This is a genomic window from Epibacterium sp. Ofav1-8 (assembly GCF_022348185.1).
Taxonomy (GTDB): domain Bacteria; phylum Pseudomonadota; class Alphaproteobacteria; order Rhodobacterales; family Rhodobacteraceae; genus Epibacterium.
Genome location: NZ_JAKRFD010000003.1, coordinates 427431 through 442750, shown reverse-complemented (window position 1 = coordinate 442750; position 15320 = coordinate 427431). Strand labels below are relative to the sequence as shown.

Genomic DNA, 15320 nt, shown 5'->3' with positions numbered 1-15320 from the left:
TACCCTTGTCCCAGACATCCGGTGCGATCCAGGTCTGCGCGCCTTCGGTCCACAAGTTCAGGTGGAAGCGGCGAAAGTTCGGCATCTTCCCCGCAATTGCCAGCGCGGATCGCAGCGTGGACTGCATGGCCTCGATCTTCTTACTCACGCCAAGGTTCGGGTTGCCCATCGCCCAGGCAACCGGGTCAGAAGGGTCGCAATCCGGGGCTGGCTCCGCCACATACCCGAAAAAACTGTCGTCGGTGACCTTGCCGCGCAGGACGCTTTCCGCATACCCCCGGATCTCGCCGCAGAGCGAATTGCGATCTTGGCCCGCAGTGGTAATCACCCAGTCAATCGGCTGATCCCGCGCAATCATACTCTCGACGATGGTGTCGGCCAGCTCGCGATCCGTCCAGCGATGCATTTCGTCCCGCGCCAGGAAGGACGGGTTGATCCCGTCCGAACTGTCGCCGTCACGGCTCAAACACGCAATAGAGCCATCCGTGCGCGGCGTTTCAATCGACGTGCGCCAAACCTTCATGAACTGGCCGAGGAAAGGTGAGCGCTTGATCATGCGCTTCATTTCCTTGAACAGCAGCCCTGCCTGATCCTTTGTCGTCGCCGCGCAATACCCCTGCGGCGCGGCCTCCCCGTCAAAGAGTTGCGTGTATAGCATCGGCACGCCGGTGTCGGTGGTCTTGCCGTTCTTCTTGCCCACCTGATGATAGGTGGACCGGAACCGCCGCAACCCGGTCTCGCGATGTTTCCAGCCGAACACCGACCCATGCCGAAACTCTTGCCACGGCTCCAGAACCAAGGGCTTGCCCCCCATCGGGCCGGTAGTGTGCTGCAGCATTCCGGCCCAGCGGATGATCCGGCTTGCGGCCTCGCAATCAAAGTACAGCCCGCGATCCGCGCCGGTTTCCAGATCCAGAAGGTGACGCTCGCACGCCATGCGGACCATATCACCGGCGACGATGTCCCCCTCTACAACCCGGACAGCATAGCGCGAGACCGGGTGGTCAATCGGTTCCATTGAGCTGCTTCATAACCTCATCGAAGAGATCGCCCTGCGATCCGGCGCCGAGGCGTGCCTCATCAACAGGAGAAAGGCCAAACAATGCCGCATCCCGCCGCATCGTGGCAGCCGACGCTTCCTGAAGTTTCAGCGCCGGATGGTGCCGTTTCTGGTTGCCGTTGCGCCCTTTACCCGTGTCATAGAACTGACCTTCCATCGCCACGGTGTTGGTCGAGGTGATGAAGTTCGCCACCGCCACGCAGTAGCTGGAGAACTGATATTTGAAGAGCAGCTCCATCCGCTCTTTCTTGACCAGTTCCGGCACCAGCTCATCCCAGACATCGCGGGCGATTTCGTCCATCCAATCCGGTGCAGCCGGAACCTCTTTCGGCATATCCCCCTTCATGGGAATGACATTTTCAAGATTTGGCTTGCGCCCCTTCATGTACCCCCCTTTCAAAGTGGGTTTTTTTCCTCAATTTCCCGCGCACGAAAACAAAGGTATCCCCGCCGGTTTCGGCATTACCGCGCTTGATTTTCAGACACCCCCCGGTCACCCTTGGAAGACCTCGCGCGCAGTCTTGCGACTGTGGCACCGGTGGCAGAGGGCCTGCCAGTTGGAGCGAACCCAGAACAGTTTCGGATCACCCTTGTGCGGGATGATGTGATCGACGTCGGTAGCGGCCTCGATCACGCCCAATTCGCCGCAGTCAACGCACAGCGGATGCTGCCGCAGGTAAGCGATACGCGCCGCCTTCCACTTGGGATCGGCATAGAGAACACGCGCGGCAATCGCCGCCTCAGAGGTCTGTGCCTTCGCACGTCGTACCTTCAGCTTTTCCTGACGATCCGCCTCATGTTGTTCGCAATGCGACAGCCCAGGCAAAGCGAACTCCTCGCAACCTGACGCCGCGCAGATCTTCAACCGCGCCACGGGATAAGCCCCTCGATTTCTGGAATGTACAACAAAAGAGCGCCCGTCGGTTTCCCGCGAGCGCTCATAGCCTAGAGGAGAAGCATGCTTTGAAACGACCTACTCTCTATGGCTTGCTTCGAGATGCCAATAGAAGCCGTCTACACTCACCTGCCTTTTTGGAGTCTACGATTCCAACGAAAACAGGGTCTCCCCAGTTTTCTTCGTCGCCAATTTCCGCCCCAACCGCTGTAATAAACGAAGACGCTCGCTTGAGATTATCATGAGTTACATCACCTTCGAAGAAACTCTTCAAACCAGATAGATAACTCGGGTCCTTTAAGCCGAAAATATTCACCTCAATGCTAGCGTTACTAGTTTGATTTTTGAAATCTACTGCGTTTGCAACACCATCCAAGGAGAGTGAAATACCCGCTTCCGCGAACCTACTTTTCACTGTGACCGTTGCCCCGATCCCGTAGATTAGATAACCCGATGAAATGTCGTCCGATGAACAAGGCATATGAATGCTTCGCATCGCTTGATAATTGAGTGTGTACTCACCTGTACTGGTACGAACACCGCCAATATTTCTCAACAACCCAAAGTTCATAGCCTGGTCACTAATCACGACTTCAGAGTGAAGATGGCTCAGCAAAGACTGCTTCCTGTCGCTGGACAGCTGGTTCCATGCTACTCTTTTCACCTCACCATCCGTAACCTCGTTCACGGCAAGCAATGCTGTGCCATTACCCTTAGTGAAAAAGTCTGGCTTCATCTCAAGCTGTTGTTGGGTCGCTGGATCAGGTCTCGGGCGGGGTTTGGGTTTAAACCAATTGAATATCCCCTTCCTCCTACGCTCTTCACTCATCAATTGAAGTTCCGGCGTATCAAGCCCCATTGATGTGTCGATATTTGAAGAATATTGCGGCGCGCTTTGTTCAACAAATTTGTAGAACCCAGATGGGACAACAAGCTGGTACGAAGGCTCGGCGAGCACTTGGGCCGGTGACAGAAACACTAACAAAGTGGAATAAAAAAAGGCCTTAAGCTTCATGTAACCTCCAACGGATTGACTAATCTCCACAATGAGTGGCGTGTGTCTTGGAATTTTGATCGAAGAATCTTTCCAATTTTAGGTTGGCACAACCACCATCACAAACCAAGTTTCGAATCATCCAGTTTACGTTTGACTGATCGCAACATGCAGTAAGTCCAAACGAAACGCGCCCGAAGCAGGATCTCTGCTTCGGGCGCACGTTGGGTGACTGCAATATGTCAATTGGGCTAGGATTTCGTCAAGCGGTTTTCTTCCATGGAGCGCTTGAAGGCATAGCGTTCGTCACCACATGAGAGGTTAAGTGGCTGATTTGAAGCGCTGATTTGATTTCCAACAAGGCCGACCACCATTGCAAATATCCTCGCCGCATCGCTGCGATCTCGCGCGCAGTTGGGCGAATGTCGATTGGACAATAAAGCACCGGCTCCATTGCGATACTCCCGTTCCGCTTGCGCCGGGCCTGATGTGGCCAGCCCATTGCCCCGAGTTGCGCGGCATCTGATGTGCGCGCCCGCGTTCCGTGCCGATTGGTCGTGGTGGCAACGGGACTCACTCTCAGTTCAGCCCGCCATTCAGGCACCCGGCCAGCGCGCGCAAGTTCTGCAATCCAGATCGCCATGCGCCGACCACCGCAGCTCTCGGGCAGGACTGCCAAGGTCGAGGCCACAATATCAGCGTCATGATGGGATGGTGATGTGCCACCACCCTGAACCCGACAGCCGAGCCGTGCCTGCTCCATTAGTATGTATTCCATACCGACACCAGGCTTTGCTCCAGTCTCGCGCTCGATCTCGTCGAAGTCTATGCCAACCTTCTCACGCTGGAACGCCCACTCGATAAGCTGACGCACCGAAACAGCGCGCTTGGTCGCGGCTTCATGGGCACTGTTGCGAATTGCGACCGTCAACGCTCACCTACCTCTGCGACCAGAGCCGCAATCCGCTGGCATTTGTCCTGCGCTTGTCGCCGTGCCTTTCGGAAATTCCATTCCGCCTCCGTCAAGGTGCCGCCACGGGCGACATGTTCATCTTGGCGGACGATCTGGCGGCGGGCATCTTCGGCCCGGGAGCGGATTTGCTTCAGATCATATTCGCGCGGCCAAATGCGGGATTTGCGCAAATGCCCCAGAAGCTCCGGGGCCCAGCCTTCCGCGAGCGCGGACTGCCCCAGGCCATCAGAGAACACGGCTCGAAACAGTGGTGATGCATCATCCGGTGGCGGCTGGATCGCAGCGGCCCACTGCAGGATTTTCGCCGCGATGGGAAACTGATCCTGATTTTTCCCGGCTGGCATGCTCGCGGCCTGTTCTGCCAACGCCTGCAAGTTGAGATCGCTCATATAGGCAAGCTTGCTGCACAGATCCGCGATCATCGCCTCAAACTGCGCGACCGTTAGCTTGGTCGGCTTGGCCAGCCCCAACCGCACCAATGGTTCGACCAGCAACCGCCTTACCCGCGCCTCACCGGCGGCCTGTTCCTTTGCATCCATTTCTGCACCTCATTTCTCAGCTAATCCGAGTTATCCACAGCCATCGACGCCAATGTGTCCGGCGACTGTCCTTCTGTTTTGTTATGTCTCTGTCTCTATCCCTGTCGTGCAGGACAGTCCGAGACTGTCCGAGACTGTCTTGAACTGTCCGCCGGACAGTCTTGGACAGTGTCAGGACAATGTTCGGTGAGTTCCGGAGCGCGCCTGCCCGAGGTCAAACATATGCGTTGACCAGGACTGCATCGCGCGTTCGATCCAGGTGGCGTTGCGGTATTCGCAGCCCTCCTGGACAAGCCATTCATCCATCCAGCGGATGGCGGCGTCATTCTTGGCGAGCTCCGCGTGGTAGCCCGCCACGGTGGAGCGCAAGCGCTGCAAGCGTTTAGCGGCATTGGCCGCCTCATGCTTGGCGCGGTTGTCCTCCTTGCGTGACAGCGCCTCGGTGAGGGTGCGCAGCACCATCGGGTGCATCAACCGCACCTCGCCTCCCTCGCAGATACAGGGTGTCCATTTGTGCAGCGGGCCATAGTCCAGCTTACACAGCGCCCGAAAGTGTCCCGGATCGACCAGCAGCAACTTGGCCAGCGTCTCCAGATCCTGCGGCACCGTGCCGACTGGCGTCTGATCGTAAGAGATATTGATCAGATCAAAATAGAGCGCCCGGCACTCCGGCGTACCCTTGAGCCGCATGTCTGAATTGAGCCAGCGCCGCCGTTCCCAGGCCATGAAGTAATGGCTGTCGAGCCGATCCTCGGACCCCAGCGGATATTCCGGCAGATCATCGGTCGAGACCACACGAATAGATCGCTCTTCCATCATGGCGTCCGCCTCCGGGCGCTCAAACCCCACGGGGCAGTATCAACGCGAGGGATCATCGTGACACCTCCTGCGGCAGATCCTCAGGATCGCAAGCAATATTGTTCAAAGGAGATTTTGATGACCGAAGAACAGATTGCAGCGCTTGAACTGCGCCTGGAACTACTCGAAGCGCAGAGTGACGAATACAAGACTGCCCTGAGCGCCCTGCGTCCAATCGTGTCCAAATGCCTCGCTCCGCAAGATCGTCAAAAACTTCTGCAGGCAGTGACGCAGTCAAAATCGCCGCCTCAAGTGCAGATTTGGCGCTTTGTTCTGGGGGAGGTAGAGTCCCTGCATCAGGGTCATCTGGATCTGCGCAAATAGTAGCCAACAGATGAGCGCCGACCCCTTGTTCGGCTTGGTATTCATGATGAAAGCGCACGCAAATTTCCGCGATCCATTCGAAGATCGGCGCGAGCTCGGCGGGTCGAGGTGGTGCACTCCTGTTCATGCCGCCACCCCGAACAGGCTGGTTAGCTCGTCATCCAGTGCTTCGATCATTTGGGGGCCGTTATCCGGTGCATCGCTACACGCGACTTTACGATAGCGCCCGCTCCAGCCGCGATACCGGCACACCTGAGAACAGGTCTGCATCGAGGCGCCAGTGAATTTGGCCATCTCCCGCAGGGTGCATTCCCCGGCGGTATCCTCAATCAGCCACCAGATCTGAAACGCAATCCGCTCGATCCGAGGCGAGAAACCCTGAGCCATCAGAACTTCTCCTTCGCACTGGTATTGTGACGAGCAGAGAAGTCCCTCAGAATTTCAGCCAATTCGGCATATGCTTTTCGAAGGATTTCATTTTGGACACGAATACTTTCAGTGATGCTATTGAGCTCGCAGGCGCGGGCCTCAAAGCAACGGACACCCTCGTCACCATCGCGGGACGGATCAAAGGACTTTTCCAATCGTCGCAACCGGGTAGCGATGAAGAGATGAAAACGCTCTTGGCCGAACTGACGCTGCAGGTAGCTGACGCGAAGCTGGCGAATGCGGAGTTGAAGATCAAACTCACGCAGATGCTGGAGGCGCACTGCATCGAGCAACAATCCCGTGCCCAGCTTGACAACTACCGTATGAAGAAAACTGGAATTGGCGGCATTGCTTACGCGCCGAAGAACCTTCCAGATGATGATCCGGAGTTTCACTTCATTTGTCCGAACTGCTACGAAGACGGGAAGAAGGCATTTCTTCAAGTCAAAAGCCGGCATCTTTTTTGCGCGCGCTGTACGACCGAAGTCCCGTACGAACCCCATCGCGGCATTTCCATCGTTTAAGGTTGCCATCACGCAGCCCTCGCCAATTGATCCTGAAAGAACGTCGCCGCGCCGGGATCGGTCAAGATCATCAGCAAGGCGGTATGGCTGGCGGGCGCAGTGACCGCGCCCCACCAGTTGAGCGCGGTCTGAAACGACACATCGCAGAACAGCGCCACCTCGCGCGGGCTGTGGAACCGCGCGTGGAAATAGGCCGACCAAAGGTCAGGCGCGCTGACCTTCAGCGCATAAGGGTCCAACTGATTTGACCAAGACGCTTGGTCAGCTGACGTGCCAGGCTGGTCGCATGGCAGATCATTGTTCACGATCAGGGTTAGACGCGGGCGGCTCATGCGGCTGCGTCCTTACCCGTATCGGGCAAACTGTTTCGCACCCAGTTTTGAGCCTTCACAGAGCCATTGGTTGCATTCTCAATCCGAACGGCCAACGCAAGTCCGGGAAGAGAGTGACCACTGGAAAGTCTCGAAATCACCCCTTGAGTGACACCGACCCTCGCGGCGAACTCTGATTGGGTAACCCCGGCTTTAGATAGGTATTCAGAGAGGTTCATCATGCGGACAATATTCCGGAGCGGAATATTCTCGTCAAGAATAATTATTCCTGAGGGTGTTTTGCCTCATCGGCTCTCTAGTGGGATATTCGCAGCATGAGTGCGACCAAAAGACTTCGACAGCTGAAGGGCTGGAACCAAAGCACCCTCGCAAAGGCTGCAGGGTTAGAGCAATCGACTATTTCCAAGATTGAAAGAGGCTGGGATGGTGCGACCATACGCAGCATGAAACTCATCGCTCAGGCGCTTGAAGTCCCGCTCTACCAACTATTCTCAGAAGAGCAGGACAGCTCAGAGCTCAAACTTATTGAGGTGTTTCGCGATCTTCCTGAGGATCGGCAACAGGGCTGGCTGGACATGGCGCAATCGGTACTAGACCGGAATCAAACAAAGCCTGAATAAACTCGCTCAATTGATCTGGGGTCATGCTACCTAGCGCGAGCCTGAATTTCTCTTCTTTCATAGTACTACCTCGACCCTCCCACCTGGGCGGCATGACTCCTCGTGTTCGATTTGCATTGTCAAACTCGCACCGTTCACAGTGTCGAGATCACACTCCAGCGCTTGCTCGCAATGCCATTTAGTCCTGTCAGGACTATTTATTCTTGACAGACATATTCTCTACAGGAATATTATCCTACATCAACCGATGGAGGATTGAATGCAAGACAAACTGGAAACCGTACTGCGGGACGCGCAGAAGATCGCAGGCTCACCCGAAGACCACCTCGACAGCCCGCATCTCTTCACAACAGCCTGGGCAACTCTGAAGGCCGCGCGCGGCCAGGGCTTTGACCCGGCGCGCCTGCGGGCAGCACATCTGGTCGAGCGCCCGGCGCCGACGCCAGAGCCGACCGAGCAGGTTCTCGACCGCGTCGGCCAGAAGGTCCGCCGTGTTATGGCAGATCGCCAGATCACCCCGCACGGCCCCCATGCGGCGTAAGGCAAGGCGCACCCGCAATGACAAACCCTATCTCGCACGCTTCCGCACCCATGGCGGACGCACCCCGAGGGCCCCGCCCCTCCGAGACCACTGAACACATGCGGCGCGTTGGAGGATTGCGCGCCGTCGACTGTCCCGAGGTTTCGCACCGCCCCTGCGGTGCGGATCAGGCGCGGGCGGATCAATCCTCCAAGTTGCCCACCGCCCGCGCATCATTCACTGAGATCAATACGCTCGCGCTCTATGCCGCGACGGAGACGCTCAAGGCGACCCCGATGCATCAGAGGTCTGAACAATTCTCAGACCTCGGCGGTCGCGTTGCTGCGCCCATGTCAGAAGCGTGGACCCACGATGAAGCGCTCTGGCTGGTCGATCTGATGGGCATTCAATGCGACGGCACATCCCGCCAAAGCGCCCTGAGCAACTGGATCAAGACCGCCACCGCGCGCTTGCCTCGCCGCGCCAGCGATAGCCGCCCGGATTGCCCCTACAATGGGCAATTGCCTGCACCGACTTTGGTGCAAGGTGGCCTCAATGGCTAAAGCACTGCGCCGCGCGGTTGCCGCATAGAGCGGCGCCTAGATCGCCGCCCAATGCAAGACACTGAAGCGAGAGAGATTTTATGCCCTTTCAGCAGCTATTCGTAAAGGAAGCTGACATAGCCAAAATGCTGGGCCATGACGTCAAATGGCTGCGCTCGAACAGTGAAACACTCGAACGTCAGTACGGCTTTCCCAAGATTGATCCCGCGATAGGCATGCGCCACCGCGAGGCCGTTGAGGAATGGGCGCGAGAACGCAACGCTAGATCTGCAAAAGCGCGCTCCGGGCGGTTGACGGAAACCAACCACACGGAGAACCACGATGCGTTTTAGAAACTCGCTCTGGGACGACAGCGAACCGGATTATGCCCCGTTCCTGAAGTACCTGAAAGACCGGGACAGCTACCTATGGCGTCCCAGCAAGAAGTATCTCGAAGCTGGATACAGCATCAAAACATATAAACTCGGCGGATCAAAAGGCGACGGGCTTGACCTGGAGCGCGCCGCTCACTGCCGCGCCCTCACTCGCGAGATGCTTGAATGGTTTGACGGCGAAGCGAAAGGCCGCAAGGCAGGCACATGGGGGTGGCTGATTGGCCGTTACCTGTCAGACGAGTTCAGTTCCTTCCATGACGTCTTGCCCCAAACACAGGACAAGTATCGGCAGATGCTGGGATATATCGAGCAGGCAATTGGCAATGTGCTGATCGAGGAGACTGACTATGAGCGGATCATGCGGTGGAAGAAAGCCATGCATGACAAGGGGCGCTCCACCCACTACGTCAAGAAATGGTTCACTCACTGGCGCTTGATCGTCTCCCACGGGATCAAGATCGGTGTAGATCACTGCGCCAAGGTGAAAGCGATCCGCGAGGAGGTGCGCATCCAGAACCCCGCCCGCCGATCACGTTACGCCACCCGCGAGCAGATCGAGGCCATTGTGGCCGAGGCCGACCGCATGGGCCGCCCCCATCTCGCGCTTGCCATTTTGATGCGGTTCGAGTTCATCCTGCGCGGTGTCGACGTGCACGGGCAATGGGTCAAGGCCGACAACAGGCAGGGCGGCATTCGCGACGGCGGGCAGATTTGGGTCGACGGCGTGACGTGGGATATGTTCGATCAGGACGTCACGTCGTTCACCAAGGTGATCAGCAAGACCCGCAAGAGCTTGACCGAACCGTACACCTTCAGCCTGAAGCACACCCCCGAGATCCGGAAGCGCCTGCTTTTGATCCCGCAGGATCAGCGTACCGGCCCGGTAATCACCATGCCAAACGGCAAGCCACCCAAGAATGGCGTCCTATCCCGCGGATTCAAGGAGGCCCTGCGCGCGGTAAATAAGGCACGTGTCGAAGCTGACCTAGATCCCTTCCCTGACGACCTGCAGATCCGTGACACCCGGTCTGGCGGCATCACCGAAGCGAAGTCTCTGGTGGACCCCACGACCCTGCAGCACGCGGCCCAGCACACTCAAGGCACCACCACCGCAATCTACACCCGTGACCGGTCTGGAGCCGCAAACAACGTGATTCAGGTACGCTCCAAAAGGGGGTGAAAACAGAACGAGTAACAACTCGAGTAACAGACGAGTAACGACCGTTTTTCGAGGCAGATCTTTAAGTGGAAAAAATCTATTATCTTCAGATTGGTACGGGCGGCGGGACTCGAACCCGCACGGCTAAAGCCTGGGGATTTTAAGTCCCCTGTGTCTACCATTCCACCACGCCCGCGCGGCTGGACCTTCGGCGTCAAGCTCTACCGTTGCGTGCGGGCGGGTTCAATCGGAATTTCAGGGGTTTGCGATCCAGTCGCAGTCCAGTCCCAGCGCTAAAGCTCGACCGCATCGTCCTCCAGCGGCCCCCCCGGGCCCAGAAGATGTCGTTCGGGAAGCCACGGGTTGAGGTCCAGCGCCTTTTGCAGCGCAACTCTGGCCTCGTCGACACGGGACAATCCCAGAAGCGACAGCGCCCGACCGCTCAGCGCCGCAACATGCTGTGGCGACAACGCCAGGGCACGGTTCAGATCCTTCAGGGCGGCGGCAAAATCGCGGCGCAGATAATGTACAAAGGCGCGTTGATTGTAGCCCTCAGCATAATCCGGACAGTACGCGATCAAGCGATCAAAATCCGACAACGCCCCGAGTAAGTCATAGGCGGAGCGCCGAGTCATGCCGCGATCCAGGATCTCTTGCGCGCGGGCGTCCGGCGCATCCGCCCAGTATTCCCACAGTTGATTGCCGATCCGTTGCGCCTCACCTTCACTCTCGGCCGCCTGCACATCCGCCAGCAACGCCGAAATCGCGGCCGCATGATCCGGTGCCTCGGGACAGCCCTGCGCGGCCACACCAGACGGAACGGCAAGACCAACAGCAGCGGAGAACACGAAACGCAAAAACATAACTATCATGGTGGCACATATTCCGCCGCGGACAAGTTCACATTTGCGCGTGCTACATCGGCCCGAGGCCCGCGTCGTCCTTCACCGCCTGCATCGACATATAGGTCGAGGTGGAGGAAACATGCGGCAAGGAGGAGATCTTTTCGCCCAGCACCGCGCGGAAATCCGACATCGAACGGCAGCGGACTTTCAGCAGATAGTCAAAATGCGAGGCCAGCATATGCACTTCTTCGATCTCTGCCACCTGCACCACCGCGGTGTTGAAAGACGCCAGCGCCGCCTCTCGCGTATCGGTCAGTTTCACCTCGACAAAGGCGACGTGGTCGAGCCCGAGGCGGATCGGATCGATCATCGCGCGATAGCCCTGGATGATGCCTTCGGCCTCCAGCCGTTTCAGCCGCGCCTGGGTGGGCGACTTCGACAGGCCGATGGCCCGGGCAAGATCGGACACGGAACTGCGGCCATTGTGGCTCAGCTCACGCAGAATCGCCTGGTCGAAGCGATCCAGACCGGGGAAGCGCGATTGCATCAAAAACCCTCCGCAAATAAGCGCATTTGTCCTGTACTATCGCGACAATCGGGACAAATGACCAGTAAGAACGCGATACAAGGGTCAAAATCTCTGACGAGGGGGATCAGACATGACACGTGACACTCTTTTGCGCGACCGGATCGATGCCGGCACCTATGCGGATCAGGCTCAGATGCGCGATGCGCTGGTGGCGCAGGCCGCGCTTTCGGAGGCGGATCGCACGGCCATCTGTGCCTCCGCCACCCAGCTGGTGACGGACATCCGCGGCCATTCCTCGCCCGGGCTGATGGAGGTCTTCCTGGCCGAATACGGCCTGTCGACTGACGAAGGCATTGCGCTGATGTGTCTGGCCGAGGCGCTGCTGCGGGTGCCGGATGCGGACACCATCGACGCTCTTATCGAAGACAAGATCGCGCCCTCCGACTGGGGCAAGCACATGGGCAAATCGACCTCCTCGCTGGTCAATGCCTCCACCTGGGCCCTGATGCTGACCGGCAAGGTATTGGACGAGGAAAAAAGCCCCGTCGGTGCCCTGCGCGGTGCCATCAAACGTCTGGGTGAGCCGGTGATCCGCACCGCCGTGGGCCGCGCAATGCGGGAAATGGGCCGCCAGTTCGTGCTGGGTGAGACCATCGAGAGCGCCATGAAACGCGCCTCCAACATGGAAGCCAAGGGCTACACCTATTCCTATGACATGCTGGGAGAGGCCGCGCGCACCGAGGCGGATGCCTCGCGCTATCACCTTGCCTATTCCCGCGCGATCTCGGCGATTGCCAGCGCCTGCACCAGCAGCGACATCCGCGAAAACCCCGGCATCTCAGTCAAGCTTTCGGCGCTGCACCCGCGCTACGAGATCGCCAAGGAAGCCTCGGTCAAGCAGCAACTGGTGCCGCGCCTCAAGGCCCTGGCATTGCTGGCCAAGGCCGCAAAAATGGGCCTCAACATCGACGCCGAAGAGGCCGACCGCCTGTCGATCTCGCTCGAGGTGATCGAGGAGGTGATCTCCGATCCCGCGCTCCATGGCTGGGACGGCTTTGGCGTGGTGGTGCAGGCCTATGGCCCGCGCACCGGGCTGGCGATCGATGCGCTCTACGAGATGGCGGAGAAATACGACCGCCGCTTTATGGTGCGTCTGGTGAAGGGTGCCTATTGGGACACCGAGATCAAGCGCGCGCAGGTCGAGGGGATGGACGGCTTTCCGGTCTTCACCTCCAAGGCGCTCACGGATGTGTCCTACATCGCCAACGCGCGCAAACTCCTGTCGCGCACGGACCGGATCTATCCACAGTTTGCCACTCACAACGCCCACACCGTCAGCGCCATTCTGCACATGGCAGAGGACGGTCAGGCCTATGAGTTCCAGCGTCTGCATGGCATGGGTGAGACCCTGCACCAGATGGTGATGGACAAGAACAACACCCGCTGCCGCATCTATGCGCCGGTTGGGGCGCACCGCGATCTGCTGGCCTATCTGGTCCGGCGTCTGCTGGAGAACGGCGCCAACTCCTCCTTCGTGAACCAGATCGTCGACGAAGACGTGCCGCCAAGCGATGTCGCCGCAGACCCTTTCCTGCAAGTGGATGATCTGTCGACCGATATTCCCACCGGCCCCAACCTGTTCCAGCCGGAGCGTATCAACTCCAAAGGGTTCGACCTGCGCCACGCGCCAACCCTTGCGGCCATCGACGCGGCGCGCGCGCCCTTCCGCGATGCCACATGGGACGCGGTGCCGCTGATCGCGGGCGAGGCGATGCCGGAAACCCGTGTGGCCGTCACCAATCCCAGCGATCTGAGCGAGATCGGCTCCGTTGCGCAATCGAGCGCCGAGGATGTGGAACTGGCCCTGGCCTCCGCCTCCACCTGGGACGCCCCGGCAGAGGTGCGCGCCGCTGCGCTCAACAAGGCCGCTGACCTCTATGAGGCCAACTATGGCGAGCTGTTTGCCCTGCTCGCGCGCGAGGCTGGCAAAACCCAGATGGACGCGGTGGCAGAGCTGCGCGAGGCGGTGGATTTCCTGCGCTACTATGCCGCCCGCATCCCCGATGCGGCCCCGGCCGGGATCTTCACCTGCATTTCGCCGTGGAACTTCCCGTTGGCGATCTTCACCGGTCAGGTCTCGGCGGCGCTGGCGACCGGCAATGCGGTCCTGGCCAAACCCGCCGATCAGACCCCGCTGGTTGCCTTCCGCGCGGTTGAACTGATGCTTGAAGCCGGCGTGCCGCGCGAGGTGCTGCAATTCCTGCCCGGACGCGGCTCCAAGGTCGGCGCCGCCATCACCGGCGATGCGCGTGTGGGGGGCGTCGCCTTCACCGGCTCCACCGCCACCGCCCTGCGCATCCGCGCCGCCATGGCCGAACACTGCGCCCCCGGCACGCCGCTGATTGCGGAAACCGGTGGCCTCAACGCGATGATCGTGGACTCGACTGCCCTGCCCGAACAGGCCGTTCAGGCGGTGATCGAAAGCGCGTTTCAGTCCGCGGGCCAGCGCTGCTCCGCCCTGCGTTGCCTCTACCTGCAGGAAGACGTGGCCGAGGATGTGCTGACCATGCTCAAAGGTGCGATGGAGGTGCTGGATCTTGGCGATCCCTGGGATCTGTCCATCGACAGCGGCCCGGTGATTGACGAAGGCTCGCGCGCCAAGATCCTGGCCCATATCGACCAGGCCCGCAGCGAAGGTCGGGTGCTGAAGGAGATGCAGGCGCCGCAGGGCGGCACCTTCGTCGGCCCGACGCTGATCCAGATCGACGGCATCAGCGACCTGCAGGAGGAAATCTTTGGCCCGGTGTTGCATGTGGCGACCTTCAAGTCGCGCCAGCTGGACGATGTGATCGACGCCATCAACGCCACCGGCTACGGGCTGACCTTCGGGTTGCAGACGCGCATCGATGACCGGGTGCAGCATGTGTGCGACCGTATCCACGCGGGCAACATCTATGTGAACCGCAACCAGATCGGCGCCATCGTTGGCAGCCAGCCCTTTGGCGGCGAGGGGCTTTCCGGCACCGGCCCCAAGGCGGGTGGTCCCCACTACCTGGCGCGGTTCTGCGCAGCGGATCGCCGCCAGAGCGATCAGAGCTGGGAGCAAACCATGGCCGAGATCCCCGATGAGAGGGGCGAAGCCCGGCATCCGGAGACCACTTCCCTGCCCGGACCCACCGGTGAATCGAACCGGCTGACGGTATCGGCGCGCCCGCCACTGTTGTGCATGGGCCCAGGCAAGGACGCGGTGGCGGAACAGGCCAAACTGGTCGCGGATCTGGGCGGGACCGCGATCAAGGCAAGCGGCCTTGTGGACCTGCACCGCCTGCAACACATTGGCGGCATCTCCGGCGTGGTGTGGTGGGGCGATGACGCCACGGGACGCGAGATCGAGCAAACCCTTGCCAAGCGTGACGGTCCCATCGTGCCGTTGATCCCCGGCGCACCGGATCGCGCCCGCGTGCTGGCAGAGCGTCATGTCTGCGTCGACACGACGGCTGCGGGGGGCAACGCTGCCCTGCTGGGCGGCAACGCCTGAACTGCCCCCTTGCCCGCCGCCCCCAACGAGTGACTGAGCAGAGGTTTTGCGCTGCGCTTTGCGCATCGCGGAGGGGCGGCGGCCGCGCCTGCGGCGCGGCCGCCGCCCGGCCCAACGCATCCGGAGGTGGCTTTGCCGCATCCGGATGGGGCGGGAGCGCCCCCGTCCTGAGTGTTTCAGTCACCCGACAGCTCCGTTTCGGCGCGTCGCGGTCACCTATCGCTTGACCTTCCCCGGCGCAAAG

General features: G+C 59.6%; 20 protein-coding genes and 1 tRNA gene. 8 read left to right on the top strand and 13 right to left on the bottom strand.

Annotated elements, in window-relative coordinates; translation table 11 throughout:
- The 7 genes from MHM97_RS07430 to MHM97_RS07400 form a co-directional block, all read right to left on the bottom strand.
- A partial coding sequence (locus MHM97_RS07430; protein ID WP_239321397.1) for a terminase large subunit occupies positions 1–1018 on the bottom strand: 1018 nt, incomplete at its 3' end.
- Positions 1005–1445 (bottom strand): phage terminase small subunit P27 family, encoded by a 441-nt coding sequence (locus tag MHM97_RS07425; protein ID WP_239321395.1) that lies wholly within the window; start codon positions 1443–1445, stop codon positions 1005–1007. The genes MHM97_RS07430 and MHM97_RS07425, both read right to left, overlap by 14 nt.
- Positions 1446–1553: 108 nt before the next feature.
- Positions 1554–1934, bottom strand: a complete 381-nt coding sequence (locus tag MHM97_RS07420; protein WP_239321391.1) for an HNH endonuclease — start codon at positions 1932–1934, stop codon at positions 1554–1556.
- A gap of 106 nt (positions 1935–2040) precedes the next feature.
- Positions 2041–2970, bottom strand: coding sequence for a hypothetical protein (locus tag MHM97_RS07415; RefSeq protein WP_239321388.1), 930 nt, complete (start codon positions 2968–2970; stop codon positions 2041–2043).
- A 241-nt stretch (positions 2971–3211) separates the two neighbouring features.
- The gene (locus MHM97_RS07410; protein ID WP_239321385.1) at positions 3212–3880 is read right to left on the bottom strand and encodes a hypothetical protein; all 669 of its coding nucleotides are present in this window, start codon (positions 3878–3880) and stop codon (positions 3212–3214) included.
- Positions 3877–4416, bottom strand: a complete 540-nt coding sequence (locus MHM97_RS07405) for a hypothetical protein (protein WP_239321382.1) — start codon at positions 4414–4416, stop codon at positions 3877–3879. The genes MHM97_RS07410 and MHM97_RS07405 overlap by 4 nt, the downstream gene beginning before the upstream one ends.
- Before the next feature lie 216 nt (positions 4417–4632).
- Entirely contained in the window at positions 4633–5280 is a 648-nt protein-coding gene (locus tag MHM97_RS07400) for a hypothetical protein (protein ID WP_239321380.1), read from the bottom strand.
- Between the two features lie 117 nt (positions 5281–5397).
- Here MHM97_RS07400 and MHM97_RS07395 point away from each other — a divergent pair, with 117 nt between their 5' ends.
- Positions 5398–5643: a hypothetical protein gene (locus MHM97_RS07395; protein WP_239321377.1), complete on the top strand. Its 246-nt coding sequence runs from the start codon at positions 5398–5400 to the stop codon at positions 5641–5643.
- Positions 5644–5766: 123 nt separating this feature from the next.
- On the opposite strand, the gene MHM97_RS07390 is transcribed toward MHM97_RS07395, so the two are convergent.
- Positions 5767–6030, bottom strand: a complete 264-nt coding sequence (locus MHM97_RS07390; RefSeq protein WP_239321374.1) for a hypothetical protein — start codon at positions 6028–6030, stop codon at positions 5767–5769.
- A 92-nt stretch (positions 6031–6122) separates the two neighbouring features.
- Here MHM97_RS07390 and MHM97_RS07385 point away from each other — a divergent pair, with 92 nt between their 5' ends.
- A complete protein-coding gene (locus tag MHM97_RS07385; RefSeq protein WP_239321371.1) occupies positions 6123–6596 on the top strand; it encodes a hypothetical protein in 474 nt (157 codons plus the stop codon).
- Positions 6597–6604: 8 nt separating this feature from the next.
- On the opposite strand, the gene MHM97_RS07380 is transcribed toward MHM97_RS07385, so the two are convergent.
- Both MHM97_RS07380 and MHM97_RS22855 read right to left on the bottom strand, forming a co-directional pair.
- Positions 6605–6928, bottom strand: a complete 324-nt coding sequence (locus tag MHM97_RS07380) for a hypothetical protein (RefSeq protein ID WP_239321369.1) — start codon at positions 6926–6928, stop codon at positions 6605–6607.
- Positions 6925–7146 carry a helix-turn-helix domain-containing protein gene (locus MHM97_RS22855; RefSeq protein WP_370645689.1) on the bottom strand — a complete coding sequence of 74 codons (222 nt, stop codon included), beginning with the start codon at positions 7144–7146 and terminating at the stop codon, positions 6925–6927. Before MHM97_RS22855 ends, MHM97_RS07380 begins: the two co-directional genes overlap by 4 nt.
- Before the next feature lie 96 nt (positions 7147–7242).
- Here MHM97_RS22855 and MHM97_RS07375 point away from each other — a divergent pair, with 96 nt between their 5' ends.
- The 5 genes from MHM97_RS07375 to MHM97_RS07355 all read left to right on the top strand — a co-directional run bounded on the left by MHM97_RS07375 (position 7243) and on the right by MHM97_RS07355 (position 10185).
- A complete protein-coding gene (locus MHM97_RS07375; RefSeq protein WP_239321366.1) occupies positions 7243–7548 on the top strand; it encodes a helix-turn-helix domain-containing protein in 306 nt (101 codons plus the stop codon).
- A gap of 259 nt (positions 7549–7807) precedes the next feature.
- Positions 7808–8089 carry a hypothetical protein gene (locus MHM97_RS07370; protein WP_239321363.1) on the top strand — a complete coding sequence of 94 codons (282 nt, stop codon included), beginning with the start codon at positions 7808–7810 and terminating at the stop codon, positions 8087–8089.
- Between the two features lie 98 nt (positions 8090–8187).
- Entirely contained in the window at positions 8188–8631 is a 444-nt protein-coding gene (locus MHM97_RS07365) for a hypothetical protein (RefSeq protein ID WP_239321360.1), read from the top strand.
- A gap of 80 nt (positions 8632–8711) precedes the next feature.
- Complete coding sequence (locus MHM97_RS07360; protein WP_239321358.1) at positions 8712–8963, top strand: hypothetical protein; 252 nt, start codon at positions 8712–8714, stop codon at positions 8961–8963.
- Entirely contained in the window at positions 8953–10185 is a 1233-nt protein-coding gene (locus tag MHM97_RS07355; protein ID WP_239321355.1) for a hypothetical protein, read from the top strand. Before MHM97_RS07360 ends, MHM97_RS07355 begins: the two co-directional genes overlap by 11 nt.
- Before the next feature lie 91 nt (positions 10186–10276).
- On the opposite strand, the gene MHM97_RS07350 is transcribed toward MHM97_RS07355, so the two are convergent.
- From MHM97_RS07350 to MHM97_RS07340, 3 genes are all read right to left on the bottom strand, one after another.
- Positions 10277–10360 (bottom strand) — tRNA-Leu (locus MHM97_RS07350).
- 97 nt (positions 10361–10457) lie between these two features.
- Complete coding sequence (locus tag MHM97_RS07345) at positions 10458–11027, bottom strand: tetratricopeptide repeat protein (protein WP_239321352.1); 570 nt, start codon at positions 11025–11027, stop codon at positions 10458–10460.
- 52 nt (positions 11028–11079) lie between these two features.
- Positions 11080–11556, bottom strand: coding sequence for an Lrp/AsnC family transcriptional regulator (locus MHM97_RS07340; RefSeq protein ID WP_239321349.1), 477 nt, complete (start codon positions 11554–11556; stop codon positions 11080–11082).
- Positions 11557–11668: 112 nt separating this feature from the next.
- Here MHM97_RS07340 and putA point away from each other — a divergent pair, with 112 nt between their 5' ends.
- Positions 11669–15076, top strand: coding sequence for a bifunctional proline dehydrogenase/L-glutamate gamma-semialdehyde dehydrogenase PutA (putA, locus tag MHM97_RS07335; RefSeq protein ID WP_239321347.1), 3408 nt, complete (start codon positions 11669–11671; stop codon positions 15074–15076).
- Positions 15077–15320: the final 244 nt, after the last annotated feature.